A 26,791-nucleotide genomic window follows, 5' to 3' on the forward strand; every position below is an offset into this window, starting at 1 on the left:
TAATTGGTGTAATATCCATGCATGACTGATTCACAACATCTCGACAGGGTCTTTTCTGCCTTGGCCCATCCGGTTCGCCGGCAACTTCTTGCTCGTCTGGCTGAGGCCGATGCGACGGTGAATGAATTGGCCGAGCCGTTCGAAATGAGCCTGCCGGCGATATCCAAGCATTTGAGGGTTCTGGAAGCAGCGGGAATCATTTCGCGCGGCAGGCGGGCCCAGTTTCGGCCCTGTCATCTCAACACAGAGCCGCTCGAAGCGGTCGCCAGGTGGAGCGATCAGTATCGCCACATCTGGGAGGCCCGCTTCGATGCGATGGATAACATCATGAACACGATCAAATCGAAGGAAGAGCGAAATGACTGACTTGCAGGACTGGGTGAGGCTGGAGCGGGCATTTGATGCCCCGATCGATGTGGTCTGGCGGATGTGGAGTGACCCGACCCTCTTCAGCGCCTGGTACGGTCCGAAAGGGTTTTCTGTACCGGTCGCCGAAATGGATCTCAGGGTCGGTGGGGTCCGCAAAATCTGCATGGAAATGAAGACACCCGACCGCACCATAACGATGTGGTTTACAGGAGTTTTCAAGGAAGTCTCGGCACCGGGCCGGTTGCGCTACACTGAGAGCATGTGTGATCCGGATGGCAATATTTTCAAGCCGGAAGCGATGGGCATGCCGCCCGGCACACCGGACATAACAGAAGTCATCGTCGACCTGACAGAGCAGAACGGCAAAACCGTGATGGTCATGACCCATGTCGGTGTGCCTGCCGGGAGTGCCGGCGAAGGCGGTTGGAGCCAAGCCTTCGAAAAACTGGCCGACCGACTGCTTGCTGGCTAGAGCTCGTGCCCGTTCGGCATCACCGGAGCCTCACGCAGCAGGACAACGGAGATCCGGCGATTGCCCGGCATGTAGGGATCATCCGGATAAAGCGGCTCTGATCCCGCCTTGCCACGGACCTCGTAGATACGGTCGTCGCTGATTCCGGCGCGCTGCAACACTGCGCGGGCAGCGTTCGCCCGGTCGGCGGACAATTCCCAATTGGTGTAGTCGGCGCCCGGCGTGGCGGGAGCGCTGTCGGTGTGACCCGCGACAGACAGGCGATTGGGCAGACGCTCGGCGATGCGGGCGACGGCGCGGAGCAGGGTGACAGCGCGCTCGTTCGGCTGGGTCGCGCCGGGATTGAACATCGGCCGACCTTCCTGGTCGATCAGCTGAATACGCAGGCCTTCCGGCGTTTCGTCGATCAGGACATGATTGGACAGCTCGGCCAGTTCCGGCATCTCCTGCATGGCCTGGCGCAAAGACATGGACGCCGAGTGCAGTTCCGCGGCGTCGCGGCGCTGCTGCGCTTCGGCCATGGCCGCGGCGGTAACCGCGGTGACGGACTCCACGGATTCCGGAGACCCTTCCGGCGACTGTTGACGGTCACGGTCATTGAGTTGCGGGGCTGTCGGCGCCAGACGCTGGCGCTGTGAGCTGTCGCCTGATCCCTGCACACCATCATCGCCCGGCGAGGTGCCGGCAAGCGGGGCGCCGGATCCGGAGTTGGAGGGCGAAACGCTGGCGGGGGCGAAATAGTCGGCAATGCCGCGTTTTTGCTCGGGGGTGGTGGTGTTGATGAGCCACATCAGCAGGAAGAATGCCATCATCGCGGTGACGAAGTCGGCATAGGCGACTTTCCAGGCGCCACCATGGTGTCCGCCGCCGCCGCCCTTGACGACTTTCTTGATGACAATCGGCTGATCCGAGGCTGCCATGTCCACCCACCTTGTTTACTTACCTTGCCGTCTTGTAGACCGTTATCCTTAAGGTCCGGTTTCAAAACCCGAACCCGCCGCAAACCGATGAGGACATGCCGTGGCTGAAAGTCGCTCTTTCCGCGATGCCCTGGGACGCTACCCGACCGGGGTCGCCATCGTGACCGCCTTTGTCGACGGCAAGGCGCTCGGGATGACGGTTAACTCCTTCGCGTCTGTATCGCTCGATCCGCCTTTGGTGCTGTGGTCGATCGAGACCGCGAGTGAGCGCTATCCGATTTTCGGCAAAGCCGCGCACTGGGGCGTCAACGTGCTGGCCGCCGACCAGGCCGGGCTCGCTCATGCCTGCGCGCTGGATGCTGACCTGGGGGCCTGTCACACGCGCTGGAGTGGTGAAACCGTGCCGCTGATCGACGGCGCCGTGGCCCGCCTGACCTGCAAGGCCGAAGCGGTCCACGCCGGCGGCGATCACGACATCATGGTCGGCCGCGTCCTGACGCTCGACATGCCGCGCGATGTGCCATCACTGGTCTTTTACCGGTCGGCTTATTGCGAACCGGGTTGAAGCCGCAGCACGGCCAGCCCCTCGGGCGCATCGTCCATCGTCCAACCCGTGGGAATGGTGATGTACTCACCCCGTCCCCACATCGGTGCGAGATCATCATAGTGACGCGACATCACATTGCCGGATTGCCCGGTGGTGATCATGAAGCGTGAGGTGTCGGGTGCCGCCATGTCGTAGAGCGCCCGGTAGGACGCACCGTGGAACACTTCATAGCCCGGTGTCCGGTAGGAGTAATGGGCGACATTGACCGTCGAGCCGTCGCCCGGCACCGGCGTGGTAATGGTGAACCAGTCCGACAGGACCGGAAAATCGGAAAACGGCCTGTGGGCGTGGCGAGCATAGTGCACATCGCCCCAGCGCCAGGATGAGACGTCCGCTCCGTAATCTGCCGCAGCCGCGTCCATCGCCTGGTCCAGGGCCGGGCCGGTGAGATCCTGGCAGGTTTCGACAGGATCGCTTCCGGCGTCGTCACACCAGTGACCCAGATCGCCGGTCAGCACGTCCATCATGAAAACGCGCCGGTCACCATGCCAGGATGGCAGAAGCTCGCCCAGCTCGTCACCATAAATATCGGTCGAAAGCTCCCGCATCCAGGCCGAATAGATCAGCGGTTCGGGCCGGTCGACGGCCATGTCGGCGTCCCAGTCAGCCAGCAGCGCCAGTGCGGCACGACCAGCCTCGGTCTCCGGCTCGGCCCGTAGCAGGACTGGCAGAAGGCGCAGGGCCGTATCGCTGACCGTGTCGACCTGCAGCGACTGCATGGTCTCGATATCGTGGATGGGGGCGGCATTGATGCCGTCATTGATCCGTCGAATGCGCGAAACCCCGTACCATTCCGAGGTCAGATAGTGCGGGTAGTCATCCGGTACGATCTTGTTGTTGGCGGTGGCAACAAAACCGCGATCCGGATTGAGGGTGTGCGGAAGTTCCTCGAACGGGATGGTGGAGACCCAGGCGCCGGTCTCGTCGCGTACGGGGATCCGGGCCGGAGCGTAAAAGCCGATATCTCCGTCCCGGTCGGCGAAGACCATGCTTTGCTGGGGAGCGACAAAACCGCGGATTGCGGAGACAAACCCATCCCAGTCGTCGGCCTCGATGATGTGCAGGCCAACCCCGGTGGTCGCGTCATCCGGCTCGTCGAGCATCCATTGAAGGGCGAAATAGTCGCTGCCGTCCGGCACCGGATAGTTGAAATGCTTGGGATCCAGGACCGGCCCGGTCGCGGTTTCGCGGCGGGTGATGATCACGTCCTCGCCGAAGCGGACAGTGATGTGTTCCTCGCGCTGGCCGGTGATGTCAGCCTCGGTGATCGCGTGCAAGTCGCCAACATCGGGACCGGTATTGGTAAAGCCCCAGGCAATCTCGTCGGTGCGGCCCAAGGTGACAAAGGGTGTGCCGGGCAGGGTGGCGCCGACGACCGAGCCCTGCGGCGTGGTCAGGCGGGCCAGATACCAGATCGCCGGCGCCGCCAGACCCAGATGCGGGTCGTTGGCCAGGATCGGCAGTCCGGAGGCGGTCCGTGATCCGGACAGCACCCAATTGTTCGACCCGTCGCGTCCCGTGTCCTCGGGACCCATCACGGGTGCCGGTTCCTCGACCGGGGGCAGGGTGGTCGCCTCAATGCCGATATCGGCCATGGTCAGCGAGCGCGGCGCGTCATCGGGATAGCGGCCGATGAATTCGGCCGTGCGCTGCTCGCCCAGCTGCGCCACCAGAGCCGCCATGCGCGGTTCCTGGAAGGCATTGCCAAACAGGTCCAGCGCGATGGCCTTGTAGACCACGACCGTGTCGGCGGGCTGCCAGGGCTCGGGATCGAACATCAGGATCTGGAATTCCGGCGGCGGCACAAAGCCCGGCGCCTCGATCACCGCGTTGACGCCGTCGGCATAGGCCTGCAGGGCGGCGCGGACATCATCGGGCAGATTGTCGACCGCTGTATCCGACGCCGTTCCCAGACCCATGGTGCGGAAGAAGATGTCGGTGTCGAGACCCGGCTCTCCCAGGATTTCCGCGAGACGGCCGCGCAAGGCGCGGCGGGTGATTTCCATCTGCCACAGCCGGTCCTGGGCGTGGGCGACGCCCATGGCGTAAAAGCCGTCCTGCTCGGATTGGGCGAAGATATGGGGCACGCCATGACGGTCGCGGGCGATGGTCGCCTCGCCCTGTAGGCCGGCCATGGTCATTTCGCCGGTCGTCTGCGGCAGGGAGGCATAGAGCCGGTTGGCAACGATCAGCGCGCCGACCAGGGCCAGCGCGACCAGTCCTCCGGCGGCCCAGCCGAGATAGCGCAGAACACGTTTGATCATGATGACTTGCTCCCCATTCGCGGCGAGACTAGCAAGGGGCGGATTGATTGGGGAGAGCGCAATGGCACGCTGCACGTTTTTGGGTCTTGGAGTGATGGGCTATCCGATGGCCGGTCACCTGACGGCCGCCGGCCACACGGTGACGGTCTGGAACCGCACGGCCAGCAAGGCGCAGGCCTGGGCCGACCAGTATGCCGGTTCGGCTGCTGAAACGGTGGAGGCCGCTGTCGCCGAGGCGGACTTCGTCCTGATGTGTCTGGGTGACGACCCCGACGTCCGGCGCGTGGCCGAGCAGGCGATTCCCGCCATGAAGCCGGGCGCGGTCCTGGTCGATCACACCACAGCGTCCGCAGAGCTCGCCCACGACCTCGACATAGAGGCCCGAGATGCCGGCATCGGCTTTCTCGACGCGCCGGTTTCCGGCGGTCAGGCCGGAGCCGAGAACGGCCAGCTCGCCATCATGTGTGGCGGCGAGGCGGACACATTTGCCGCCGCCGAGCCGGTCATGGACAGCTATGCCAAGGCGATCACGCTGATTGGTCCCGCGGGCGCCGGTCAGCTTTGCAAGATGGTCAACCAGGTCTGCATCGCCGGCATCGTCCAGGGCCTGTCCGAAGGCCTGCACTTTGCCCAGCGCGCCGGGCTTGATCCGGAGCTGGTGATCGGTGCCATTTCCAAGGGCGCGGCGCAGTCCTGGCAGATGGAAAATCGCTGGGAGACGATGGTCGCCGGCAAGTTCGACTATGGCTTTGCCATCGACTGGATGCGCAAGGATCTCCGCATTACGCTGGACGAAGCCCGCCGCAATGGGGCGACCCTGCCGGTCGCGGCGCTGGTCGACCAATTTTATGCCGACGTGCAGGCCATGGGCGGCAATCGCTGGGATACATCGAGCCTGATTGCGCGGCTCGAGCGACCCAAGGGGGGATCAGGCGTATGAGTGAACCAAAGGGCATGATCGCCAACGACCCGGTGGTGATGGACGTCTGGAAGCGACTGACCAAGCTGTTCGCGGTCTGGCGTTTGATCGTGTTTGCACCGTTCACGCGGCGGATGTTCTATCAGGTCACAAACGACCAGATGTCGACCCTGATGCGGACCCGACACTGGAAGCTCGCTCTCGGCCTGCTCGGCGGACTTGATGCCGCCCAGATCGATTTTCTGGTCGAGTGGACCCAACTCAATGCCGACCGGACCGAGCGGATTTTCCGTTCCACGGCGCTGCTGATTGTGACCATACCGGTCGCGGGTGTCTTCGGGATTTCAGAGTTTGATCCAACCTTCTGGGAGCAGATTGGCTTCGAACGGCTGGATACGCTGATCTTCATCATTGCAGGCTGGATGGTCGTCAGCGGTATCATGATGGCGGCCGCATGGCGCGCCCGTGACCTTGCCGACCTGGTCAAGCTCGAGAAGGCCCGGCGGGCGCTACGCACCCATCAGCAGGCACAGGTTTCCAACCAGCCATGAGCATCGAGCTAATCTTCATCGTGCTCGACTATGCAGGCATCGGCTTCTTCGCTTATTCCGGCGGCATGCTGGCGGCGCGCAAATCGCTTGACCCGTTCGGGGCGGTGATTGTCGGCGCGGTAACCGGGATGGGCGGCGGCACGCTGCGCGATGTACTGCTGGGATCGCTGCCGGTCTACTGGATCATCGAACCGAAATACCTGCTGGTGGCGCTGTTTGGCGCCTTGCTGGGCTATTTTACCTCGCCTTGGGCGCAGGCGATCGCCACTCGCCGCGCCGCCCTGATCTGGGCCGATGCCGTCGGCCTGGCGGTGTTTTGTGTGCTCGGCGCCCAGGCCGGGCTGGCCGCCGGCGCGCATTGGACCATTGCGCTTTTGACCGGGATGATGAGCGCCGCCTTTGGCGGGCTGTTGCGCGACATCATCGTCAATGACGTGCCGCTGGTGCTGCGCGAGGACATTTATGCCCTGGCAGCGCTGGCCGGGGCGGCGGCCTATGTCGGCGGCATGACGCTGGGTCTCAATCCCAGTGCCGTGACCCTGGGTTCGGCCCTGCTGGCTTTTGTCCTGCGTGGCTGTGCCATCCAGTTCAAATGGTCCCTGCCGGCGATCAAGCTGGGTGACTGACACGCTTTGCGCGGCTGACCCCGTCAAGAGGACGGCCCCGCGGCGCATTTGCGCACCGCGGGGCATCGGGTTTTCAGGTCAGACCGTGAAGCTGGCGGGTCTGTCCTTGGTCAGCTCGATCATCTCGATGCCGCTGTCCGGATCGGTGAACAGGCGACCATCACGCCATCCATGCTTGGCATAGAAACGCCGCGCCTGATCATTGTCCCGGAAGCAGTCGAGCCCGATCTGATTGCTGTCGCGGAACAGGGTGGCCTCTCCGTGATCGAGCAGACGTTTCCCGATCCCGATGCGATGGAGATCGAGGTCGACCATCATCAAATCGATCCGCCCCGGCTTCGTGGCACAGGCCCCGACCCGGACGCCATTGAGTTCAGCCACCATGAGCGTCGCCACATTGTCGCGATAATAGGCGGCGATGGCGCCGGAGGCGATATAGCCCACGACGGTTTCGGCGCCGATGATATCGGGATATCTGACCCGGATGGTGCGCGCGGACAGCGCTTCCAGCGGGTCGGCATCGGCCAGCGTCGCAGGCCGAAGTATTACTTTGGATAGATCTTGCAATGTCTTGTTCCTGATAAAGAAGTATCGTTCGTTCGCAACGCCGGTCGCGAACGGTCTTCAATCAAGCCAGCCTGCCCGGTCAAAGGACGGGCTGGCCGTATCAGGAATCAGAAAAGCGGCGCATAAACGCTCCAAGCGGTGAAAGGTCGATGGCTAAACCGCTTTCGGGCCTGCCGCAAGCGCGTGGCGGAGGTCTGCAAGCAGGTCCTGCGGGTCTTCCAGACCAACTGACAGCCGGACCAGATCGTTCGGCGTCGGACTGTCAGGCCCCTCAATCGGCTTGCGGTGTTCGATCAGGCTTTCCACCCCGCCCAGTGATGTGGCTTGGGTGAAAAGCTTGGTGGAGGCGGCCAGCCTGGCGGCGGCGTCATGGCCGCCGGACAGGCGCAGGGACAGCATGCCGCCAAAGCCGTTGGTCATCTGGCGCGTGGCGATGTCATGACCGGGATGGCCCGGCAGGCCCGGATAGAGCACGGCGTCGAGACCAGCCTGGCCCTGCAGCGCGTCGGCAATCATCAGGGCGCTGGCGCTTTGTCGCTCGAAGCGAACCCAGAGTGTGCGCAAGCCGCGCATCAGGAGCCAGGTTTCGAACGCGCCGGGCACAGCACCGGTCTTGGAATGGATTTCGCCGATCTCTTGCCATCTCGCATTGACCTCACGCGTGGCCAGCACCCCTGCGAGAACGTCGGAATGCCCGTTGAGGTATTTGGTCGCCGAGTGCATGACGATGTCGGCGCCCAGCGCCAGGGCCTGGGTTGTGCAGGGCGGGGCACAGGTGGAATCCACCCCCAATGTCGCGCCGACTGCATGGGCGATATCCGCTGTCTTGGCGATGTCGACGACGGCCCAGGACGGGTTGGCCGGGCTCTCGATCCAGATCAGGTCGGTATCGGGCCGGGCCGCGGCAGTGAGCGCGTGCAGATCACCGGGCGCGATGAGGTTGAGCGTGATGCGCTTCTTGGTCGCCGCGCGCTGTAACAACAATTTGGCGCCGTAATACATCTCGGTCTGGGCGATCACATGCCCGCCGGTCGGCACGCTCTCGACCACAGCCGCGATCGCCGCCATGCCGGAGGAAAAGAGTTTCGCCTCCGGTGCGCCCTCCAGCATGGCCAGAACCTTTGCCGCCTGTTTCTCGGTCGGCCCTTCCGGACGGCGATAGTCCTGATCACCAATCAGCTGGTTGTCCGCCCCGCGCGCATAGGTCGTCGCCGGATGGATCGGCGGGATGACCGCGCCGGTGATCTGGTCGATGGCGTGCATCGCCTGGACGGTGAGGGTGGTGCGGGATGGGGCGGTCATGGCGGGTCCGGAATGGCTGCGTGCGGGTGGAGATTACAGCGTTTGCAGGAGGCTTACATGTTTGCGGTGCACGGGCGGCGCGGGAACCGCATCCCCCCGTTTGTCATCCCCGTTGGATGTCCGGCGAATGCCGGACGCAAGACGGGGAGCTAGGTAGTGGCCACAAGTTAGGTCCCTGACTTTCGCCCGGCCTGCGCCGGGCGTTCATCAGGGATGACAACAGCTGGAGGTGCGCGATGAGTACGAAGGGGCAGCGCCTCGCGCGGACCCATCTTTAAATCCATTGTCAGAAAGCGGGCCGTATCCGGTTCTTGAGGTCAAGGGCGCCGAAGGCGCAAACTCTTCGCCTCGGTACGCTTGTCATCCCCGTTGGATGTCCGGCGTAGGCCGGGCGCAAGACGGGGAGCTAACTCGTCGCAGCCACATAGGTCCCTGACTTTCGCCCCGCATGCGCGGGGCGTCCATCAGGGATGACAATCGCTGCGGAAGCTCGATGGGCAAAAACAGGGCGCCAGAGGCGCTAGCATCGGATCGGCTTTGCGATTGAGTGAGCAATGATGGCGTAGACTAGGCTTCCCGCGAAACATAGGCCCACAATCCAAGGCAAGGGCGCGGCAAGTTCGTCGGGAATTTTGTCGGAAAACGTGATGACCAACATAGTCATCCCGGCCAGCCATACCAATGCAAACGAACAGATCAGCGGGACAAACGGCCAGACCGCCATGCGTTTAGCAAGATTGCATTCAGGGCAATGCGGGATGGGGTCACGACCCGTGAAGTAATAATAGTCCCCAATTTGAGTTGTTGGCTCGCCGACGGGACCGAGCTGCCGTCTCTGATCCTGGAGTTCGGCGGTGTACGCATCGAAAACATGGCCGCAACCGACGCATTCCATTCGTCCCCACGCCATGTGCGCCTACCCACCCAGATTCATCGCCGCCCGCCGCGCAAAATACGTCACCACCCCCGCAGCCCCTGCGCGTTTGAACGCCAGCAGGCTTTCCATCATCACCCGGTCGCCATCGATCCAGCCATTGGCGGCGGCGGCTTCGATCATCGCGTATTCGCCGGAGACCTGGAAGGCGTAGACCGGGACGGGGAAGGTGTCGGAGAGGGCGCGGACGATGTCGAGATAGGGCAGGCCGGGCTTGACCATGACCATGTCGGCGCCCTCGGCGATGTCGAGCTCGACCTCGCGGAGGCATTCATTGCGATTGGCCGGGTCCATCTGATAGGTCTGCTTGTCGCCCTTGAGGGCGGCGGCCGAGCCGATCGCCTCGCGATAGGGGCCGTAAAAGCCCGACGCGTATTTGGCGGCATAGGAGAGGATCATCGTGTCGTGATGGCCTTCGCCTTCCAGCGCTTCGCGGATGGCGCCGATGCGGCCGTCCATCATGTCGGACGGGGCGACAATATCGCAGCCTGCACCGGCCTGGACAAGCGCCTGTTCGATCAGACGCTCAACCGTCTCGTCATTGGCGATCCGGTCGCCCTGCAAAATGCCGTCATGGCCATGCGTGGTGAAGGGGTCGAGCGCGACATCGCAGATCACGCCGACATTGGGCGCGGCGTCCTTGATGGTGCGGATGGCATTGGGGATCAGGCCGTCCGGGTTCAGGGCCTCGGAACCGGCATCGTCTTTTTTGGCGGGATCGATATGCGGAAAAATCGCCATCGCCGGAATATCCAAGGCCTGGGCGTCCTTCGCCGCCTTCGCCAGTGCAGCGAGGGAGAGGCGCTCGACGCCCGGCATGGCCGCGACCGGCTCGACCGGATCCGCCGTGTCCGAGACAATGACCGACCAGATCAGATCATTCACCGACAGGGCATTTTCGCGCACAAGGCGGCGTGACCAGTCGGCCTGGCGGGTGCGGCGAAGGCGGGTATTGGGATACATGTCGGCCTCTGGTCTTCTTCGTCTGCAATGACATATCAAACTTGCCGCCGCGGCAAACCCGCGTTACGGCTCCGGCCAAAGCCGTCGGACAAGATTTGTCCGCCAAACAACCGAATAGCAACAGGAGTGCTGCTGTGGATTTCGCTCTCACAGAAGATCAGACCCTGATCCGCGACATGGCGAGAAAATTCGCCGAGGACCGCTTGAAGCCCAATGCGGCCAAGTGGGACGAAGAGAAATACTTCCCCGTCGAAGTGATGCGCGAAGCGGCCGAGCTCGGTTTCGCCGGGATCTATACGCGCGAAGACGTCGGCGGATCGGCCCTTTCGCGCCTTGATGCTGCGATCATCTTTGAAGAATTGTCGCGCGGCTGTGTGCCGACGGCGGCCTTCCTGTCGATCCACAACATGTGCGCCTGGATGATCGATAGCTGGGGCAATGAGGAGCAGCGCCAGCGCTTCCTGCCCGGCATGATGACGATGGAAAAGATCGCCTCCTATTGCCTGACCGAGCCGGGCGCCGGGTCGGATGCGGCCCAGCTGCGCACCAAGGCCGTGCGCGATGGCGATGATTATGTGCTCAACGGCGCCAAGGCCTTCATCTCGGGCGCCGGCACGTCGGATTATTACGTCGTCATGTGCCGCACCGGCGGTGACGGTCCCAAGGGCATCTCGACCATCGTCGTCGAGAAGGGCACGCCCGGTCTTTCCTTTGGAGCGAACGAGCGGAAAATGGGCTGGAACGCCCAGCCAACCCGCGTCGTCACCTTCGAGGATTGCCGCGTCCCTGCCGCCAACCTGCTGGCGGAAGAGGGGATGGGCTTCACCCTGGCGATGAAGGGCCTCAATGGCGGCCGCATCAATATCGGGGCCTGCTCGCTGGGCGGCGCCACCGAGGCTTTCGAGCTGGCCAAGGACTATGTCGGCACGCGCAAGCAGTTCGGCCGCGAGATCGGGCAATTCCAGGTCACCCAGTTCAAGCTGGCCGACATGGCCACCGAGCTCGAAGCCTCGCGCATGATGCTCTATCGCGGCGCCGCGGCGATTGATGCCGGGGATCCGTCCGCCGCCAAATTCTGCGCCATGGCCAAACGCTTTGCGACCGACACCTGTTTCGACGTCGCCAACCAGGCCCTGCAGCTGCATGGCGGCTATGGCTATCTCCAGGACTACCCGCTCGAGCGTATCTTGCGTGACTTGCGTGTCCACCAGATCCTGGAAGGCACGAATGAGATCATGCGGGTGATCATTGCGAAGGATGTGATGAGGTAGAGCGCCCACCTCCCTAAACCCCGAGTGCCAGAACGCCGAGGATGAGTACAGTGACCGACGAACCCGAAATCATCGCCCGCAAGATTGGCCAGGTTGGCCGTATCACGCTCAATCGGCCCAAGGCGCTGAATGCGCTGACCCATGGCATGTGCCTCGCCATGATCGAGGCGCTGCAGGCCTGGCGGAATGACGATGACGTTCAGGCCATCGTCGTTGACGGGGCTGGCGAGAAAGGGTTTTGCGCTGGCGGGGATATTCTCCAGTTGCACAATTCCGGCAAGGCGGGCGACGACAAGGCCTGGCTGTTCTGGCGCGATGAGTACCAGCTCAACACGCTGATCCATCACTATCCCAAACCCTATGTCGCGCTGATCGATGGCATCACCATGGGCGGCGGTGTCGGGGTTTCGGTGCATGGCTCACACCGCGTCGCCGGCGATCGGACGATGTTCGCCATGCCGGAAACCGGGATCGGTTTTCACCCCGATGTCGGCGGTGCCTATTTCCTGCCGCGCCTGGCGGGCGAAGTTGGCACCTGGATGGGCCTGACCGGTGCGCGCCTGAAAGCACCTGACTGTGTCGCGGCGGGTCTGGCGACGCATTACTGCCCGTCCGGCCAGTATGACGCGCTGGTCGCGGCGCTCGAGAGTGTCGACCTGACCGGTGAGGACGCGCTGGAAGTCCTGCTGGAAGAGTTCTCCGGCGATCCGGGCGACAGTGACCTGTCGGTGACCGGTGGCCTGATCGATGCGGCTTTTGCCGGTGACAGTGTCGAAGACATTGTCGCCCGTATCGAAGATGCCGGTGATCCGTGGTCGGCCAAGCAGGCGAAAATTCTCGGCACCAAGTCGCCGACGGCGCTCAAACTGACCCTGGCCTGCCTGCGCAAGGGTGCCGAGCTCTCCTTCGAGGATGTGATGCGTCAGGACCTGCGCGTATCGAGTTGGTGCCTGACCGGGACCGATTTCTACGAGGGCGTCCGCGCGGTCATCATCGACAAGGACCAGTCGCCGAACTGGGCACCGGCGGCGGATGACAGCGCGATCGAGAAGGCGTTTGCGCCGCTCGATGCGGCCAATGAGATGAGCTTTCTCGACGACGCCTGACGGACACCACACGAAGACCACCAACAAGACACCACAAAGAACACCACCATCAACGGGGAGACCAACATGGCCCGCATTGCCTTCATCGGACTTGGAAACATGGGATCCGGCATGGCCGCCAACCTGGTCAAGGCCGGTCACGAGGTCCATGCCTTTGACCTCAACGCCGACGCCGTCGCGCAGGCGGTCGGGCAGGGCGCTGTTGCCGCTTCCAGCGCACCGGATGCCGTCAAAGGCTCGGACGCGGTCGTCACCATGTTGCCCGCCGGCAAACATGTGCGCGGTGTCTATGAAGGCCAGATCTTTGACGCGGCCGCACCGGGCACGCTCTTCCTCGATTGCTCGACCATTGATGTCGACAGCGCCCGCCATGTCGGTGGTCTGGCGGTCGAGAAGGGCTTCCGCTTTGTCGACGCCCCGGTTTCCGGCGGCGTCGCGGCAGCCCAGGGCGGCACGCTGACCTTCATGGTCGGCGGTAGCGAAGGTGATTTCGCGGCGGCCGAACCGATCCTGGATGCCATGGGCAAGGCGGTGATCCGGGCCGGTGACGTGGGCGCCGGCCAGGCGGCCAAGATCTGCAACAACATGCTGCTGGCGATCACCATGATCGGGACCTGTGAAGCCTTTGCCTTGGCCGAAAAGCTGGGACTGGACGCCCAGAACTTCTTCGACATCTCGTCCAAGGCCTCCGGCCAGTCCTGGTCGATGACGTCCTATTGTCCGGTGCCCGGCCCGATCCCGACCACGCCGGCCAATAATGGCTACAAGCCGGGCTTTGCCACCGCGATGATGCTCAAGGACCTCAAGCTCGCCCAGGATGCCGCCCAGAGTGCCGGGGCGACCACGCCGCTGGGTGCCCAGGCCGAAGCCTTGTACGCCATGTTTGACAATCTGGGTGGCGGGGCGTCGGACTTCTCCGGCATCTACAAATTGCTCGATGGCAGCTGGGACAAGCGTTGAGAGCAATTTAACCAATCCTGTTAAGGGGATTTTCGCGCTTTGCCGCTAACGTCAACTCCGTAATCAATAAAACGACCATCAAAGGTCGGGTGGAGTGTGTGTGATGGCGATGGCAGAAAGCGTGGCACCGGAAGCGGCGCCGAGTTCCGATTATCTTGAGCTTCTCCAACTGGTTGAGCGTCTGCACCGGCAATTGCTCGATGTCGTCAAGGACGAACTCGATCGGGAGGGCATGGACGATCTGAACAGTGTCCAGGCCTTGCTCCTGTTCAATATCGGTGACCAGGAGCTCACCGCCGGTGAGCTACGGACGCGCGGTCACTATCTGGGCTCCAACGTCTCCTACAATCTCAAGAAGCTGGTCGACGCCGGCTATATCCGCCATGAGCGGTCGGCCGTCGATCGACGGTCCGTTCGTGTCAGCCTGACCGAGAGCGGTCATGCGGTGTGCGGGCATCTGAACGCGCTGTTTGAACGGCAGGGCACGTCGCTGACGCCGGTTGGCGGCGTCGATGCCGAGCAATTGCCCACGATGAACACGGCATTGGCACGGATCGAGCGTTTCTGGGCCGACCATATCCGTTTCCGGATGTAGGCGGCGGTCAGGCCACCACTGAAATTATCCATTGGGTGCGGCGCTTCGTCCATTATACGGATGAAGGCCGAGGCGTTATACGTCGACTCATTGTCGTGTCGGCATGTATAGATCGTCGTGAAAGGCCCGCCCATGGATTACCAATCCGCGTTCCAGGATGCCGTCCGCCGCGTCAAGGCAGAGGGACGGTATCGCGTCTTTGCCGACCTGTTGCGTCGCAAGGGCGAGTTTCCTGTCGCGCGCTGGCGCTCCGAGGACGGCAAGGTCCGCGACGTCACCGTCTGGTGCTCCAACGACTATCTCGGCATGGGCCAGTTGCCCTGCGTCGTCGAGTCGATGAAGAAAGCCATCGATGATGTCGGGTCCGGCGCGGGTGGCACGCGCAATATTTCGGGTACCACGCACTACCATGTCGAGCTCGAGCGTTCGCTCGCCGACCTGCATCAAAAGGATGCCGCGCTTCTTTTCACATCTGGCTACATCGCCAATGAGGCGACGCTGGCCACGCTGGGCAAGATCCTGCCCGGGCTGATCATGTTTTCCGACGAGCTCAATCACGCCTCGATGATCGAGGGTGTGAAGGGTGCGCGCTGCGAAAAGCGGATCTGGCGCCACAATGACGTCTCCCATCTGGAAGAACTGCTCGCCGCTGCCCCCAAGGACGCCCCCAAGGTCATCGCCTTTGAGTCGGTCTATTCGATGGACGGTGATATCGGACCGATCGAGGCGGTTTGCGATCTGGCCGACAAGTATGGCGCGCTGACCTATCTCGACGAGGTTCACGCGGTCGGCCTTTACGGGCTGCGCGGTGCCGGTATCGCCGAGCGAGACGGGCTGATGGACCGCATAGACATCATCGAGGGAACTCTGGGCAAGGCGTTCGGCGTGATGGGCGGCTATATCGCCGCTGACGGGGCCATTGTCGACGCAATCCGTTCGTTGGCTCCCGGCTTTATCTTCACCACCGCCCTGCCACCGGCCCTGGCGGCCGGAGCGAGGGCCAGTGTCGAATATCTCAAGGCGGCTCACCATCTGCGGGAGCGTCACCAGGAGCGGGCTGCGACCCTCAAGACCCAGCTGGCCGGGGCCGGCTTCCCGGTCATGCCATCGGAAACCCATATTGTCCCGGTCAAGGTGGGTGACCCGGTGCTGTGCAAGCGTATTTCCGACATGCTCCTCGATGAGCACGGGATCTATGTCCAGCCGATCAACTACCCGACTGTTCCGCGTGGTACCGAGCGGTTGAGGCTGACGCCGACCCCGCTGCATACCGACGCAATGTTTGACCAGTTGGCCGAGGCGCTGGAAGATGTCTGGGAACGGGCGAGCGAGCAGACCGGAGTGGCCCGGGGCTGATCGTCAGCGTCCCGGACCCCGAGGTGCTCAATGGCCGGCGAAATCTTCGTCGAAATCCAGAAAGTCGGCAACGCCTTGCGCGTCGCAGCCATCGATGGCGCGACGGCGGAGGAGGTTGTGTTCCAGGTCCCGGCCCGAACCCCCCGTGCCGACATAGACATGCTGGCGCGGGCCAAGCTGGCCTGGAAACTCAAGCGGGCCGCAGCCAATGAAAAACGGCCGGGCAAGGGGCCCGGCCGTCGAGGTATCGAAGTCTAGTCGGGTCGGCCTTAGCCGTCCTTCTTGCCGCGGCCCAGTCCGATGTCCTTGGCAAACTGCGACCGCTTGCGCGAATAGGCGGGAGCCACCATCGGATAATCGGACGGCAGGTTCCATTTGCGGCGATAATCGTCCGGCGACATGTTGTATTGCGAGCGCAGATAGCGCTTCAGCATTTTCAGTTTCTTGCCGTCTTCCAGACAGACGATGTAATCATCGGCAACCGATTTGGAGAGTGCGACTGCAGGCTTGGTCTTCGGTTCCGGCTTGACCTCGGATTCGGAGACTTCCTTCATCGTTGCATGAACTGACCGGATCAGATCCGGCACATTGTCGGCCGGCATGGAGTTGTGGGACAGGTAGGACGCCACGACATCGGTCGTCATTCGCAGCAATTCTTCCTTGTCGATATCGGGGAGCATGTCATCGGCCATAGGGCAAACCTTTCGGGAAACGCTGTCTTGCTTCTGTCACACGTGGTGACTTCACTGATTATTTCAATGCCAGATCGATATTATGTGTCGAACATCAGTTCAAGTCTGCAAAGTTGAATATATTTAATTTGCAGCAGCGCAGTCTGAATTGGGCAAATAAATGCATCCGGCACCACCCCCGCGCAGGCCCGATCTGCGTGCCGGCCAATTGCCCGCTTGCCCCGCTCCAAGCAGCACCTTATCAAACGGGTCAAAATGCCTGAGGATGCGTCATGCCTGATACCCAGATCGAAGCCGGAACCGACAGCCCATTCTTCACCCGATCCATCGTCGAGAGTGATCGTGAAGTGGCCCATGCCATCCATGAGGAAATCCAGCGGCAGCAGAGTCAGATCGAGTTGATCGCGTCGGAGAACATTGTTTCCCGTGCGGTCCTGGAAGCGCAGGGTTCACCGCTGACCAACAAGTATGCCGAAGGCTATCCCGGCCGTCGCTATTATGGCGGCTGCGAGCATGTTGATGTGGTCGAGACCCTCGCGATCGAGCGGGCCAAGGCGCTGTTTGGCGCCCAGTACGCAAACGTCCAGCCCAATTCGGGCAGCCAGGCCAATCAGGGTGTCTTTCTCGCCCTTTTGAAGCCGGGTGATACCATTTTGGGCATGTCGCTCGACGCGGGCGGTCACCTGACCCATGGCGCACGTCCCAACATGTCCGGCAAATGGTTCAAGGCCGAAAGCTATGGCGTCCGGGAAAGCGATGCCCGTATCGATTATGACGCCGTGCGCGCCAAGGCCCTGGAAGTCCGGCCCCAATTGATCATCGCCGGCGGCTCCGCCTACCCACGCGAGATCGATTTCGCCGAATTCCGCAAGATTGCCGATGAGGTCGGTGCCTATTTCATGGTCGACATGGCCCATGTCGCCGGTCTGGTGGCAGGCGGTGTCTATCCCAATCCGATGCCGCATGCGCATGTCTGTACAACGACAACCCACAAGACCTTGCGCGGCCCTCGTGGCGGCATGATCCTGTCCAATGACCCTGATCTTGGCAAAAAGTTCAATTCCGCCATTTTCCCGGGTCTCCAGGGTGGCCCGCTGATGCATGTCATAGCCGGCAAGGCGGTAGCCTTCGGCGAGGCACTCCAGCCCGAATTCAAGGACTATGTGGCCCGCGTCGTGGCCAACTGCCAGGCCCTGTCCAAAGCCATCACCGACGGTGGTTACGCGATCGTCTCTGGCGGCACCGACAGCCACCTGGCGCTGGTCGACCTGCGGCCCAAGGGCCTCAAGGGCAATGCCGCGGAACAGGCGCTGGAACGCGCCTATATCACCTGCAACAAGAACGGTGTTCCCTTCGATCCCGAAAAGCCGACCGTCACGTCCGGCCTCCGCGTCGGCTCACCGGCCGCGACCACCCGCGGTTTCGGAGAGGCCGAGTTCACGCAGGTCGGCGAGCTGATGGTGAAGGTGCTCGATGCCTTGGTTGATCATCCCGATGGCAATGCCGAAGTCGAGGCGGAAGTCCGCGAGACGGTGAAGGCTCTGACAGCGCGCTTCCCCATCTATCCCGAACTGGCCTAAGATACCGGCATGCGTTGTCCTTTTTGCGGTCATCCTGATACTCAGGTCAAAGATTCCCGTCCTGCCGAGGACGGGAATGCCATCCGGCGCCGACGGCAGTGCCCGTCGTGCTCGGCCCGTTTCACCACGTTTGAACGCGTGCAGTTGCGCGAACTGACGGTGATGAAGAAATCGGGCCGTCGTGTTTCGTTCGACCGGGACAAGCTCAATCGCTCCATCCAGCTCGCCATGCAAAAACGCAATATCGAGCCGGACCGGATCGACCAGATGATTTCGGGCATTGTCCGCCGACTGGAGTCGACCGGCGAGACTGATGTCACGTCGGATCGGGTCGGCGAGCTGGTGATGGAGGGATTGAAAAATCTCGATGCCGTTGCGTATGTCCGCTATGCCTCGGTGTACAAGGATTTCCACAAGGTTGAGGATTTCCGCGAGTTTATCACCGATGAAGCGCTGACAGCCCATTTCGGTTCCCGCGAAGACGACGACGGATGAGTGGCGCGGCGCGTCCGCATGTCACCTTGAAGCTGGCCACGTCGCTCGACGGGAAGATCGCCTTGGCCAATGGCGTATCCCAGTGGATCACAGGACCGGAGAGCCGGGTGGTCGTCCACAGGATGCGTGCGGCCCATGACGCGGTGTTGACGGGGATCGGGACCATCCTGGCAGACGACCCCCGGATGACGGCGCGGCCAGAGGGTGGCTGTGAACGGCAACCCGATGTGATCATCATGGACAGCCAGGGGCGCACGCCCGCCTCGGCACGGGTCTTCAAGGGCGGTGACCGGTCGGTCACCCTGATACCGCACCGCGATCTGGCGCGGGCGATGGATGGGTATGGGCGCGTGATGATCGAGGCTGGCGCCCGGATCGCCGCCGCGGCGATCGGAGCCGGTCTGGTCGACCGCATCGAATGGTTCCGGGCTCCGATGGTTCTGGGAGGCGACGGATTGTCGGCTCTTTCAGCGCTGGGACTTGAGACCCTGGACAGGGCGCCCATCTTCAGGCGGGCGGGCGTGGTTGAGCGCGGCGCCGACCTGCAGGAAACATACGAACGGATTTGCTGATGTTTACCGGAATAGTGACAGCCAGGGGCCGGATCCGTTCGATCAGCGGCGACAGCGTCCGCCGCATCGAAATCGAAGCGCCCTACGACCCGGACGGAATCGCCCTAGGCGCTTCCATTGCGCACGCCGGAGCCTGCCTGACCGTGGTCGAAAAAGGTCGGACCTCGGACGGCTGCTGGTACGCCGTCGATGTCTCGCCCGAAACGCTGGCACTCACCACGCTGGGCCGCTGGCGCGAGGGTGACGCGGTCAATCTCGAGCGCGCCCTGGCGATCGGCGAAGAGCTGGGCGGGCATCTGGTCACCGGGCATGTTGACGGGGTGGGCGAACTTGTCTCGAGGCGTGACGAGAATGAATGGATCGTGCTGACAGTGAAACCGCCGGCAGAGCTCAACAAATTCATTGCCAAAAAGGGCTCGATCACCGTCGATGGCGTATCGCTGACCGTCAATGGGGTGACGCGCGAGAGCTTTGATCTGATGATCATTCCCCATACAGCCGACGTGACGACGCTGGGCGCGCTGCAAATTGGCGCACACGTCAATCTTGAGGTTGACCTCATGGCGCGCTACGCCGCCCGTCTGAGCGAATTCTCGCCGACCTGATTTCTGGAGACGCGCGTGAGCGACATCCCACTTTCCCCTATCGAGGACGTCATCGAGGATGCGCGCAACGGGCGCATGTTCATTCTGGTCGATGCCGAGGACCGCGAGAATGAAGGCGATCTGGTCATCCCCGCCAAGTTCGCCACACCCGACGCCGTCAATTTCATGGCCAAGCATGGCCGCGGCCTGATCTGTCTGGCGATGAGCCAGGAGCGGGTCGAGCAGCTCGATCTCAAGCTGATGTCCAGCGACAACCGCTCGCGACACCAGACCGCTTTCACCACCTCGATCGAGGCGCGCGAAGGGGTGACGACCGGGATTTCCGCCCATGATCGCGCCCGCACCATCGAGGTCGCGACCGACCCGTCCAAGGGCGCCGACGATATCGCGACGCCCGGTCATGTCTTCCCGCTGGTCGCCCGCGATGGCGGCGTGCTGGTCCGCGCCGGCCACACCGAGGCCTCGGTTGATGTCGCGCGGCTGGCCGGAGCCGGATCGGCCGGGGTGATCTGCGAGATCATGAATGAAGACGGCTCGATGGCGCGCCTGCCGGACCTGGTCGCCTTCGCCCAGCTGCACGGCCTCAAGATTGGTACGATTGCCGACCTGATCGCTTATCGCCGCAAGAATGACCGCTTCATCGAGCGGCGGATCGAAAGCGAGTTTTCCTCGCAGTTCGGGGGTCCGTTCAAGCTGGTCGTCTTCCGCAACACCCTGGACGGGTCCGAGCATGTTGCGCTGGTCAAGGGCACACCGAACTCCGATGAGCCGACCACGGTACGCATGCACAAGGTCAGTTTCGTCGATGATGTCCTGCACGAAAGCGGTCCGCGCGGCGCCCTGGTCGAAGCCGGTATCCGCGCGATCTCCGACGCTGACGGGCCGGCGGTGATGGTCTTCATCCGTGAGACCTCCCACACCGCTATCATGGAGCGTCTCGGCGCTCATCCCGTGTTGGCCCAGGATGAACGCGAAGCCCGGCGTTTGCGGGAATATGGTGTCGGCGCGCAAATCCTGCTGGATCTGGGTGTGCGCGACATGGTGCTCCTGTCAACAAAGCCGCAGACGATCGTCGGGCTTGAGGGGTATGGTCTGTCCATCCGCGAAGAGCGGCATTTTCCGGAGGGTGACGCATGAGCGCGCCGAAATATCTCATCATTGCTGGGACCTTCTATCGCGACATCGCCGATGCCCTGATCAAGGGCGCCTGCGAGGCCATCGAGGCCAAGGGCTTCGTCTTCGATATTGTCGAAGTGCCTGGGGCGCTCGAAATCCCGGGTACGATCGCCCAGGCCGAGAAGGCTGGTGCGGGCTATGATGGTTATGTGGCCCTGGGCTGTGTGATTCGTGGAGAGACCTCCCATTACGACTATGTTTGTGGTGAATCGGCGCGTGGAATCATGGACTTGAACCTGCAGGCGATTCCCGTCGGCAATGGTGTCCTGACCGTCGAGAACCGCGCTCAGGCCTTGAAGCGGGCGGTCGACAAGAATAAGGGCGCGGATGCAGCGAATGCGGCGATGATGCTGATCGAGCTGCGCAACCGGTTCAGGAGCGCATGAACATGGCCACTGCCAGCAAGGAATCACCATCTGAAAACCGTGCCCGCCTGCGCCGCGCAGCGCGCCTGTCGGCCGTACAAGCCCTCTACCAGATGGAGATCGGCGGTCTGGGTGCCAGCGCGGTCATCCGCGAGTTCCGCGAGCACCGTTTCGGGGTCAGCGACGAGGCGCCGGAGTTTGTCGAGGCCGACGAGGATTTCTTTGAGAGCCTCGTTGCCGGTGTGGTCGAACGTCAAGCCGATGTCGATCCGGCCATGGATGCGTTGCTGGCCGACAAATGGCGGCTCGAGCGCCTCGATGCGACAGTGCGGGCGATCCTTCGGGTCGGTGGTTTTGAGCTGCTTTACCGCAAGGATGTGCCGGCGCGCGTGGTGATTGACGAGTATATCGAGGTCGCCAACGCCTTTTTCGAAGGCGCCGAGCCGAAATTCATCAATGCGGCCTTTGATCGCTGCGCACGTGGCGCCCGTCCGGACGAATTCTGAGCCATGGCCGGCGACGGCGAGTTCGACTTCATCCGCACGCGGCTTCTGCCGTTGACGGAAGGCGACCCTGCTGCGCTCGGCCTGCGTGATGATGCGGCCCTGCTGCGCCCCGAGCCCGGACACGAAATCGTCCTCGCGTGTGACAGCTTGGTTGCCGGCGTGCATTTTCTCGACGGGGATGCGCCGGCGGTGGTCGCGGCGCGGGCCTTGCGCACCAATCTGTCCGATCTCGCCGCCATGGGGGCGCGGCCACGCGCCTACCTGTCCGCGATCGCCTGGCCGGAAGCGCTGGATGCGCCCTGGCGTACCGCGTTTGTGGACGCCCTGCACGTCGAGCAGCGTGCGTTCGGATTGGCCCTGATCGGAGGTGACACGACCTCCACCCCGGGGCCGCTGACCCTGTCCATGACCCTTGTCGGAGAAGTGCAGACCGGTACCGCCATCCAGCGGTCGGGAGCGGTTCAGGGGGATGAGGTCTGGGTGTCCGGCGTGATCGGTGACGGGTATCTCGGGCTGCAGGCGGCCCGCGGGGACCGCCCTGACCTGCCTGGAGCCCTGCCAGGCTCGCTGGCGCGCTACCAGGCGCCCGAGCCGAGACTGGGATTGGGGCAGGCATTGCGCGGCCTGGCCAGTGCCGCCATCGATGTGTCGGACGGATTGCTGGCCGATGCCGGGCATATTGCAACCGCGAGCGGTTGCGGTCTCGTGATTGATCCCGAGGCGGTGCCGGTTTCGGCCACCGCGACAGCCTGGCTTGGGTCCGGCGGCGAGCTTGCGACCCTGCTCACCGGCGGGGATGATTACGAACTCCTGTTCACGGTACCGGCCGCTTGCCGCGACCGGGTCGAGGCGCTGGCTCGGCACGGCGACGTTGCGCTGACACGCATCGGCGTGGTGCAGACGGGTGAGGGCGCTGTGCTGCGTCATCGCGATGGCCGCCTGATGCAGCCCGGCAAAGCGGGATTTACGCATTTTTGAGGCAAAGCTGTCAGTCTCGCCGTGATTGAGAGGCTGTCATGCGCATTCTTTTCGCCCTTCTGTTGTCCCTTTTGCTGTCTCCGGTGCTGTCGGCGCCGGTGCTTGCCGCTGCGTCGCCGCCGGCCGAATCGGAAGGTGGATCGGGCGAGGGCGGGCGGTCGAATCGGATCCTGACGCTGTTCAACCTGGCCGGATCCGAGGATGAGGACGAGGCCGAGGAAGATGACAGCGATGATCCGCGTGCCTTCACCATGCCGACCGTTGTCGCGCCGCTGTCCCGCGACGGGCGGCTGACCGGCTATGCCTATGTCCAGCTGCGGGTCCGCGTGGCGGATGGCCAGAACATCTGGGATGTGCGCGAGGCGGCCCACTATGCGCTGGATGCCGCCGTACGGGCCTGTTACCGCAATTCGGTGTCCAATGACGAGGGCACCGACCTCGACCCCGAGCGCGCTGTTCGGGTCTGGGAGGCCGCCCTGCGCGAGCATTATGGCCAGCGGGCGATTGACCATGTGGAGATTCGCCAGGCCGACACCCGGATTTTCCGCCGCTAGCACTATATTGCACCGCAGCAAGTCAAAGCCCTGATTGGATAAGACGCGCGTATTGCACCGCCCTGATCCATTGGGCATAGTCCCCCCAACAATAAAAAGAATGACGGGGGAGGTGTCTAAGGTCGGCGTGGTCACACGCGCATGCTTTCCCGTTTTCCTTCCGAGACCATAACGTTGTGAACAAACGGGGCTGGAATCCATGAACATGCTATTATTGGCCATTGCGGCCGCTGTTCTCGCCATCATCTACGGGGTCGTTCAGACCCAGCGTCTGATGTCGGCGAGCGCGGGCACCGAGAAGATGCAGGAAATCGCATCGGCCATTCAGGAAGGCGCGAACGCCTACCTCAAACGTCAATACACCACCATCGGGATCGTCGGCGTTGCCGTCTGTGTCCTGCTCGCCGTCTTCCTTGGCTGGCAGGTTGCACTGGGCTTTGCCATCGGCGCCGTGCTGTCGGGAGCCGCGGGCTTTATCGGCATGCTGGTCTCGGTTCGCGCCAATGTGCGCACGACCCAGGCCGCCAGCACCAGCCTCGCTGCCGGTCTTGCCGTGGCGTTCCGCTCCGGCGCGGTGACCGGCATGCTCGTCGCTGGCCTGGCCCTGCTGGGCGTGGCTGGCTACTACTGGGTCCTGACAGGCCCGATGGGCCTCGTGCTCGGAAGCGAGGACACCGGCCGGATCATCATTGATTCCCTGGTTGCGCTCGGTTTCGGTGCTTCGTTGATCTCGATCTTCGCCCGTCTCGGCGGCGGTATCTTCACCAAGGGTGCGGATGTCGGCGGTGACATGGTCGGCAAGATCGAAGCCGGCATCCCGGAAGATGATCCGCGCAATGCCGCCACGATCGCCGACAATGTCGGAGACAATGTCGGTGATTGCGCCGGCATGGCCGCTGACCTGTTCGAGACCTATGCGGTGACCGTGGTCGCCACCATGGTGCTCGCGGCGATCTTCTTCACTGGCGGTCTGGCGACCGACATGGTGCTTTACCCGCTGATGATTGCAGCGGCCTGTATCGTGACCTCGATCATCGGCACCTTCTTTGTCAGCCTGGGCAAGGGCACCAATGTGATGGGGGCGCTGTACAAGGGCCTTATCGTTGCCGGTGTGTTGTCGATCGGTGCCCTGTGGGCGGTTACCAACTACACCATCGGCATGGGTGACATCGCCGAGGTCAACGGCAAGATGATCACCGGAATGAACCTGTTCTACTCCGGCATCATCGGCCTCATCGTCACCGCGGCGATTATCTGGGTCACGGAATACTATACCGGGACCGAATACCGTCCGGTGAAGTCGGTCGCCAAGGCGTCCGAGTCGGGACATGGCACCAATGTGATCCAGGGCCTCGCGGTCTCGCTGGAATCGACGGCGTTGCCGGCCCTGATCATCATCGGCGGCATTCTCGGCACCTACATGCTCGCCGGCCTGTTCGGCATTGCCATCTCGGTGACGACCATGCTGGCCCTGGCCGGTCTGATCGTGGCGCTCGATGCTTTTGGTCCGGTCACCGACAATGCCGGTGGCATTGCGGAAATGGCCGGTCTGGACGAAAGCGTCCGCAACACGACAGACACGCTGGACGCGGTGGGCAATACCACCAAGGCTGTCACCAAGGGCTATGCCATCGGGTCTGCCGGTCTGGGTGCCCTGGTCCTGTTTGCGGCTTACACCACGGATGTCGAGCACCTGTTGGGCATCCAGCCTGACTTCTCGCTGGAAAATCCCTACGTGATCGTCGGCCTCCTGTTTGGTGGTCTCCTGCCTTACCTGTTCGGCGGCATGTCGATGATGGCGGTGGGCCGTGCGGCCACTGCGGTCGTTGCCGAAGTGCGTCGCCAGTTCAAGGAGATTCCGGGCATCATGGAGTACAAGGCAAAGCCGGATTATGGCCGCGCCGTGGACATCCTGACCAAGGCGGCGATCCGCGAGATGATCGTGCCGTCGCTTCTGCCCGTGCTGTCGCCGATCGTGCTCTACTTCGCCATCAACGCCATCGCCGGTCAGGCGCAGGCGCTGGCGGCTGTCGGCGCGATGCTTCTGGGCGTCATCGTCAACGGTCTCTTCGTCGCGGTCTCCATGACCGTCGGCGGCGGTGCCTGGGACAATGCCAAGAAGTATATCGAAGACGGCCATCATGGCGGCAAGGGCTCGGAAGCCCACAAGGCCTCCGTGACCGGTGACACTGTTGGTGATCCCTACAAGGACACCGCCGGCCCGGCTGTGAACCCGATGATCAAGATCACCAATATCGTGGCCTTGCTGCTGCTGGCCTTCCTGGCCCACTAGTCAGCATCATCGAACCTGTCTGAGAGCTCCGGCCAGCGGCCGGAGCTCTTTCTTTTTGCCAGGGTCTCGCAGCGCGATTTCCATCTGTCCTCGGCGTCGGCATAGGCGGCCTGACAGGCGCGCCAGATCAGGCTTTCCTGGTGCGGGATAACGGTCTCATGGTCGGCGACAGGCTCTGCAAAAATCCATGAGAGTGTATCGCGAGGCTCCGGCAATGGTTGCCCTGTCTCGCGGGCCACGGTTATCGCCCGGAAATCCTCCATTATGCTGTCGCGCTCCCACGGCGGGATGACGTCAAGATCGTCGTCATCATCTGGGGCGGAGGAGGTGGGCCCATCTGAAAGCCGGGCTTGCCGTTGATCGAGCGCCTTGCGACGGCGGACATGTCGGCGTTTGCGCATGATGTGTCCTTCAGTTTCAAATTGAACACGCGTTGACGGTCGCCACGGCGAGCTCGCCTGGCGTTTTGGGCAAAGAGGGTGTGCGGGATACCGGCCGGAGCCGATAAAGCGCTGATTTAATAACGGTAGCCACGACAAGCATCCCGCACGCGGAGTTTTCCCGGGTTGCCTTCCAGCCCCCGAATCGAAGCCGACGGGATCAGGGCGGTCAATCGTTGTGCCGCGAGTCCCATCGGCGGCCGCACCGGGTCGGGTGGTGGTCAACCCCACCAAACCGGATGCGCTCCGCTACTCCCAAACCCCCGGATAACCGGTCCGGGCCTCAAGATGGCCTGGGAACGGGAAGGATTATGCGATGGGCGAAAAGGGGGGCGGATAAGTTTTGTCGATTTTTTGATGTGGCGCGCTTTCCCTCTCCCCCGGGAGAGGGTCAGGGTGAGGGGTAAATCCCGGTGAAAGCAGAACGAATCCCCCTCATCCGGCCCGCGGCCACCTTCTCCCATGGGAGAAGGAAAGTGGTGCAGAGCGGGGATAAAGGCACAAAATTTTGTCATCCCGGACGGATGCCCGGCTTCGAGCCGGGCGGAGATCCGGGACCGATTATCACGAAAGCTGGCAGCACCGGGCTGATGGGTCCCGGGTCTTCGCCCTGATCAAGTCTGGGCTCCACCCGGGATGAAAAGGGCGTATCGGCGTCGTCAGCGGGGGATGACGGGGTTAGGATGGAGATTGCCGTTTGGAACGGCCGGGCCGGATGAAATGCATAGCGCCCAGTCACCCGGGCGGCTGCTT

At 62.8% G+C, this 26,791-nt stretch carries 29 protein-coding genes; 22 read left to right on the plus strand and 7 right to left on the minus strand.

The genetic code is table 11. From position 1 onward, the window contains the following. The first annotated feature begins 21 nt into the window (after positions 1–21). Both VOI18_RS04135 and VOI18_RS04140 read left to right on the plus strand, forming a co-directional pair. The gene (locus VOI18_RS04135) at positions 22–366 is read left to right on the plus strand and encodes a metalloregulator ArsR/SmtB family transcription factor (RefSeq protein ID WP_323761150.1); all 345 of its coding nucleotides are present in this window, start codon (positions 22–24) and stop codon (positions 364–366) included. Continuing rightward, complete coding sequence (locus VOI18_RS04140; protein WP_323761151.1) at positions 359–841, plus strand: SRPBCC domain-containing protein; 483 nt, start codon at positions 359–361, stop codon at positions 839–841. Before VOI18_RS04135 ends, VOI18_RS04140 begins: the two co-directional genes overlap by 8 nt. Here VOI18_RS04140 and VOI18_RS04145 read toward each other — a convergent pair. Further along, complete coding sequence (locus VOI18_RS04145) at positions 838–1,761, minus strand: flagellar motor protein MotB (protein ID WP_323761152.1); 924 nt, start codon at positions 1,759–1,761, stop codon at positions 838–840. The two genes, VOI18_RS04140 and VOI18_RS04145, sit on opposite strands and share 4 nt — an antisense overlap. Before the next feature lie 100 nt (positions 1,762–1,861). Here VOI18_RS04145 and VOI18_RS04150 point away from each other — a divergent pair, with 100 nt between their 5' ends. Beyond that, positions 1,862–2,326 (plus strand): flavin reductase family protein, encoded by a 465-nt coding sequence (locus tag VOI18_RS04150; RefSeq protein ID WP_323761153.1) that lies wholly within the window; start codon positions 1,862–1,864, stop codon positions 2,324–2,326. Here the strand turns inward: VOI18_RS04150 and VOI18_RS04155 are convergent. Beyond that, on the minus strand, positions 2,308–4,632 hold the full coding sequence (locus tag VOI18_RS04155; protein WP_323761154.1) for a penicillin acylase family protein: 2,325 nt from the start codon (positions 4,630–4,632) through the stop codon (positions 2,308–2,310). The two genes, VOI18_RS04150 and VOI18_RS04155, sit on opposite strands and share 19 nt — an antisense overlap. Before the next feature lie 61 nt (positions 4,633–4,693). Between VOI18_RS04155 and VOI18_RS04160 the strand changes: the two genes are divergently transcribed. Genes VOI18_RS04160 through VOI18_RS04170 form a run of 3 tightly spaced genes read left to right on the plus strand, consistent with a single transcriptional unit; the run spans position 4,694 to position 6,728 of the window. Continuing rightward, entirely contained in the window at positions 4,694–5,572 is an 879-nt protein-coding gene (locus tag VOI18_RS04160) for an NAD(P)-dependent oxidoreductase (protein WP_323761155.1), read from the plus strand. Next, positions 5,569–6,102, plus strand: coding sequence for a hypothetical protein (locus VOI18_RS04165; RefSeq protein WP_323761156.1), 534 nt, complete (start codon positions 5,569–5,571; stop codon positions 6,100–6,102). Before VOI18_RS04160 ends, VOI18_RS04165 begins: the two co-directional genes overlap by 4 nt. Further along, entirely contained in the window at positions 6,099–6,728 is a 630-nt protein-coding gene (locus tag VOI18_RS04170) for a trimeric intracellular cation channel family protein (RefSeq protein ID WP_323761157.1), read from the plus strand. Before VOI18_RS04165 ends, VOI18_RS04170 begins: the two co-directional genes overlap by 4 nt. Positions 6,729–6,806: 78 nt before the next feature. Here the strand turns inward: VOI18_RS04170 and VOI18_RS04175 are convergent, their stop codons facing one another. From VOI18_RS04175 to hemB, 3 genes are all read right to left on the minus strand, one after another. After that, positions 6,807–7,295, minus strand: coding sequence for a GNAT family N-acetyltransferase (locus tag VOI18_RS04175; RefSeq protein ID WP_323761158.1), 489 nt, complete (start codon positions 7,293–7,295; stop codon positions 6,807–6,809). A gap of 153 nt (positions 7,296–7,448) precedes the next feature. Further along, complete coding sequence (locus VOI18_RS04180; protein ID WP_323761159.1) at positions 7,449–8,597, minus strand: PLP-dependent aspartate aminotransferase family protein; 1,149 nt, start codon at positions 8,595–8,597, stop codon at positions 7,449–7,451. Between the two features lie 916 nt (positions 8,598–9,513). Beyond that, the gene (gene hemB / locus VOI18_RS04185) at positions 9,514–10,494 is read right to left on the minus strand and encodes a porphobilinogen synthase (RefSeq protein ID WP_323761160.1); all 981 of its coding nucleotides are present in this window, start codon (positions 10,492–10,494) and stop codon (positions 9,514–9,516) included. Between the two features lie 134 nt (positions 10,495–10,628). On the opposite strand from hemB, the gene VOI18_RS04190 reads away from it, so the two are divergent. The 6 genes from VOI18_RS04190 to VOI18_RS04215 all read left to right on the plus strand — a co-directional run bounded on the left by VOI18_RS04190 (position 10,629) and on the right by VOI18_RS04215 (position 16,040). Next, positions 10,629–11,765, plus strand: a complete 1,137-nt coding sequence (locus VOI18_RS04190; RefSeq protein WP_323761161.1) for an isobutyryl-CoA dehydrogenase — start codon at positions 10,629–10,631, stop codon at positions 11,763–11,765. Between the two features lie 41 nt (positions 11,766–11,806). Further along, positions 11,807–12,871 carry an enoyl-CoA hydratase/isomerase family protein gene (locus VOI18_RS04195; RefSeq protein ID WP_416374853.1) on the plus strand — a complete coding sequence of 355 codons (1,065 nt, stop codon included), beginning with the start codon at positions 11,807–11,809 and terminating at the stop codon, positions 12,869–12,871. 66 nt (positions 12,872–12,937) lie between these two features. Next, positions 12,938–13,831, plus strand: coding sequence for a 3-hydroxyisobutyrate dehydrogenase (gene mmsB, locus VOI18_RS04200; RefSeq protein WP_416374854.1), 894 nt, complete (start codon positions 12,938–12,940; stop codon positions 13,829–13,831). A gap of 103 nt (positions 13,832–13,934) precedes the next feature. Next, a complete protein-coding gene (ldtR, locus tag VOI18_RS04205; RefSeq protein WP_323761163.1) occupies positions 13,935–14,426 on the plus strand; it encodes a transcriptional regulator LdtR in 492 nt (163 codons plus the stop codon). A 132-nt stretch (positions 14,427–14,558) separates the two neighbouring features. Next, a complete protein-coding gene (hemA, locus tag VOI18_RS04210; protein ID WP_323761164.1) occupies positions 14,559–15,782 on the plus strand; it encodes a 5-aminolevulinate synthase in 1,224 nt (407 codons plus the stop codon). 30 nt (positions 15,783–15,812) lie between these two features. Further along, positions 15,813–16,040, plus strand: a complete 228-nt coding sequence (locus tag VOI18_RS04215) for a DUF6898 family protein (protein WP_323761165.1) — start codon at positions 15,813–15,815, stop codon at positions 16,038–16,040. A gap of 11 nt (positions 16,041–16,051) precedes the next feature. Here the strand turns inward: VOI18_RS04215 and VOI18_RS04220 are convergent, their stop codons facing one another. Continuing rightward, positions 16,052–16,474, minus strand: coding sequence for a MucR family transcriptional regulator (locus tag VOI18_RS04220; RefSeq protein ID WP_323761166.1), 423 nt, complete (start codon positions 16,472–16,474; stop codon positions 16,052–16,054). Positions 16,475–16,746: 272 nt separating this feature from the next. Between VOI18_RS04220 and glyA the strand changes: the two genes are divergently transcribed. From glyA to VOI18_RS04270, 10 genes are all read left to right on the plus strand, one after another. Next, entirely contained in the window at positions 16,747–18,054 is a 1,308-nt protein-coding gene (gene glyA / locus VOI18_RS04225; RefSeq protein WP_323761167.1) for a serine hydroxymethyltransferase, read from the plus strand. A 9-nt stretch (positions 18,055–18,063) separates the two neighbouring features. Next, a complete protein-coding gene (gene nrdR, locus VOI18_RS04230; protein ID WP_323761168.1) occupies positions 18,064–18,549 on the plus strand; it encodes a transcriptional regulator NrdR in 486 nt (161 codons plus the stop codon). Beyond that, positions 18,546–19,121: a RibD family protein gene (locus VOI18_RS04235; protein WP_323761169.1), complete on the plus strand. Its 576-nt coding sequence runs from the start codon at positions 18,546–18,548 to the stop codon at positions 19,119–19,121. Before nrdR ends, VOI18_RS04235 begins: the two co-directional genes overlap by 4 nt. Beyond that, a complete protein-coding gene (locus VOI18_RS04240) occupies positions 19,121–19,726 on the plus strand; it encodes a riboflavin synthase (protein ID WP_323761170.1) in 606 nt (201 codons plus the stop codon). The genes VOI18_RS04235 and VOI18_RS04240 overlap by 1 nt, the downstream gene beginning before the upstream one ends. A 15-nt stretch (positions 19,727–19,741) precedes the next feature. Continuing rightward, positions 19,742–20,863 (plus strand): 3,4-dihydroxy-2-butanone-4-phosphate synthase, encoded by a 1,122-nt coding sequence (ribB, locus tag VOI18_RS04245; RefSeq protein ID WP_323761171.1) that lies wholly within the window; start codon positions 19,742–19,744, stop codon positions 20,861–20,863. Next, a complete protein-coding gene (gene ribH, locus VOI18_RS04250) occupies positions 20,860–21,288 on the plus strand; it encodes a 6,7-dimethyl-8-ribityllumazine synthase (RefSeq protein ID WP_323761172.1) in 429 nt (142 codons plus the stop codon). The genes ribB and ribH overlap by 4 nt, the downstream gene beginning before the upstream one ends. Positions 21,289–21,290: 2 nt before the next feature. After that, the gene (gene nusB, locus VOI18_RS04255) at positions 21,291–21,773 is read left to right on the plus strand and encodes a transcription antitermination factor NusB (RefSeq protein ID WP_323761173.1); all 483 of its coding nucleotides are present in this window, start codon (positions 21,291–21,293) and stop codon (positions 21,771–21,773) included. 3 nt (positions 21,774–21,776) lie between these two features. Further along, complete coding sequence (thiL, locus tag VOI18_RS04260) at positions 21,777–22,751, plus strand: thiamine-phosphate kinase (protein ID WP_323761174.1); 975 nt, start codon at positions 21,777–21,779, stop codon at positions 22,749–22,751. 38 nt (positions 22,752–22,789) lie between these two features. Beyond that, positions 22,790–23,305 carry a hypothetical protein gene (locus tag VOI18_RS04265; RefSeq protein WP_323761175.1) on the plus strand — a complete coding sequence of 172 codons (516 nt, stop codon included), beginning with the start codon at positions 22,790–22,792 and terminating at the stop codon, positions 23,303–23,305. A gap of 199 nt (positions 23,306–23,504) precedes the next feature. Further along, positions 23,505–25,598, plus strand: coding sequence for a sodium-translocating pyrophosphatase (locus VOI18_RS04270; RefSeq protein WP_323761176.1), 2,094 nt, complete (start codon positions 23,505–23,507; stop codon positions 25,596–25,598). Here VOI18_RS04270 and VOI18_RS04275 read toward each other — a convergent pair. Next, entirely contained in the window at positions 25,595–25,999 is a 405-nt protein-coding gene (locus VOI18_RS04275) for a hypothetical protein (RefSeq protein ID WP_323761177.1), read from the minus strand. The genes VOI18_RS04270 and VOI18_RS04275 overlap by 4 nt on opposite strands. Positions 26,000–26,791: the final 792 nt, after the last annotated feature.

It is taken from the genome of Maricaulis sp. (assembly GCF_034670125.1).
Classification (GTDB): Bacteria; Pseudomonadota; Alphaproteobacteria; order Caulobacterales; family Maricaulaceae; genus Maricaulis.

Excerpts from the sequence above, each read along its gene's own strand:
- VOI18_RS04160 (WP_323761155.1), top strand. The coding sequence starts at position 4,694 with ATGGCACGCTGCACGTTTTTGGGTCTTGGAGTGATGGGCTATCCGATG.
- VOI18_RS04235 (WP_323761169.1), top strand. The coding sequence starts at position 18,546 with ATGAGTGGCGCGGCGCGTCCGCATGTCACCTTGAAGCTGGCCACGTCG.
- ribH (WP_323761172.1), top strand. The coding sequence starts at position 20,860 with ATGAGCGCGCCGAAATATCTCATCATTGCTGGGACCTTCTATCGCGAC.
- VOI18_RS04270 (WP_323761176.1), top strand. The coding sequence starts at position 23,505 with ATGAACATGCTATTATTGGCCATTGCGGCCGCTGTTCTCGCCATCATC.
- nusB (WP_323761173.1), top strand. The coding sequence starts at position 21,291 with ATGGCCACTGCCAGCAAGGAATCACCATCTGAAAACCGTGCCCGCCTG.
- nrdR (WP_323761168.1), top strand. The coding sequence starts at position 18,064 with ATGCGTTGTCCTTTTTGCGGTCATCCTGATACTCAGGTCAAAGATTCC.
- hemB (WP_323761160.1), bottom strand. The coding sequence starts at position 10,494 with ATGTATCCCAATACCCGCCTTCGCCGCACCCGCCAGGCCGACTGGTCA.
- VOI18_RS04165 (WP_323761156.1), top strand. The coding sequence starts at position 5,569 with ATGAGTGAACCAAAGGGCATGATCGCCAACGACCCGGTGGTGATGGAC.
- VOI18_RS04220 (WP_323761166.1), bottom strand. The coding sequence starts at position 16,474 with ATGGCCGATGACATGCTCCCCGATATCGACAAGGAAGAATTGCTGCGA.
- glyA (WP_323761167.1), top strand. The coding sequence starts at position 16,747 with ATGCCTGATACCCAGATCGAAGCCGGAACCGACAGCCCATTCTTCACC.
- VOI18_RS04240 (WP_323761170.1), top strand. The coding sequence starts at position 19,121 with ATGTTTACCGGAATAGTGACAGCCAGGGGCCGGATCCGTTCGATCAGC.
- VOI18_RS04135 (WP_323761150.1), top strand. The coding sequence starts at position 22 with ATGACTGATTCACAACATCTCGACAGGGTCTTTTCTGCCTTGGCCCAT.
- thiL (WP_323761174.1), top strand. The coding sequence starts at position 21,777 with ATGGCCGGCGACGGCGAGTTCGACTTCATCCGCACGCGGCTTCTGCCG.
- VOI18_RS04155 (WP_323761154.1), bottom strand. The coding sequence starts at position 4,632 with ATGATCAAACGTGTTCTGCGCTATCTCGGCTGGGCCGCCGGAGGACTG.
- mmsB (WP_416374854.1), top strand. The coding sequence starts at position 12,938 with ATGGCCCGCATTGCCTTCATCGGACTTGGAAACATGGGATCCGGCATG.
- ldtR (WP_323761163.1), top strand. The coding sequence starts at position 13,935 with ATGGCGATGGCAGAAAGCGTGGCACCGGAAGCGGCGCCGAGTTCCGAT.
- VOI18_RS04140 (WP_323761151.1), top strand. The coding sequence starts at position 359 with ATGACTGACTTGCAGGACTGGGTGAGGCTGGAGCGGGCATTTGATGCC.
- VOI18_RS04180 (WP_323761159.1), bottom strand. The coding sequence starts at position 8,597 with ATGACCGCCCCATCCCGCACCACCCTCACCGTCCAGGCGATGCACGCC.
- VOI18_RS04215 (WP_323761165.1), top strand. The coding sequence starts at position 15,813 with ATGGCCGGCGAAATCTTCGTCGAAATCCAGAAAGTCGGCAACGCCTTG.
- VOI18_RS04265 (WP_323761175.1), top strand. The coding sequence starts at position 22,790 with ATGCGCATTCTTTTCGCCCTTCTGTTGTCCCTTTTGCTGTCTCCGGTG.
- VOI18_RS04275 (WP_323761177.1), bottom strand. The coding sequence starts at position 25,999 with ATGCGCAAACGCCGACATGTCCGCCGTCGCAAGGCGCTCGATCAACGG.
- VOI18_RS04145 (WP_323761152.1), bottom strand. The coding sequence starts at position 1,761 with ATGGCAGCCTCGGATCAGCCGATTGTCATCAAGAAAGTCGTCAAGGGC.
- VOI18_RS04195 (WP_416374853.1), top strand. The coding sequence starts at position 11,807 with ATGAGTACAGTGACCGACGAACCCGAAATCATCGCCCGCAAGATTGGC.
- VOI18_RS04170 (WP_323761157.1), top strand. The coding sequence starts at position 6,099 with ATGAGCATCGAGCTAATCTTCATCGTGCTCGACTATGCAGGCATCGGC.
- hemA (WP_323761164.1), top strand. The coding sequence starts at position 14,559 with ATGGATTACCAATCCGCGTTCCAGGATGCCGTCCGCCGCGTCAAGGCA.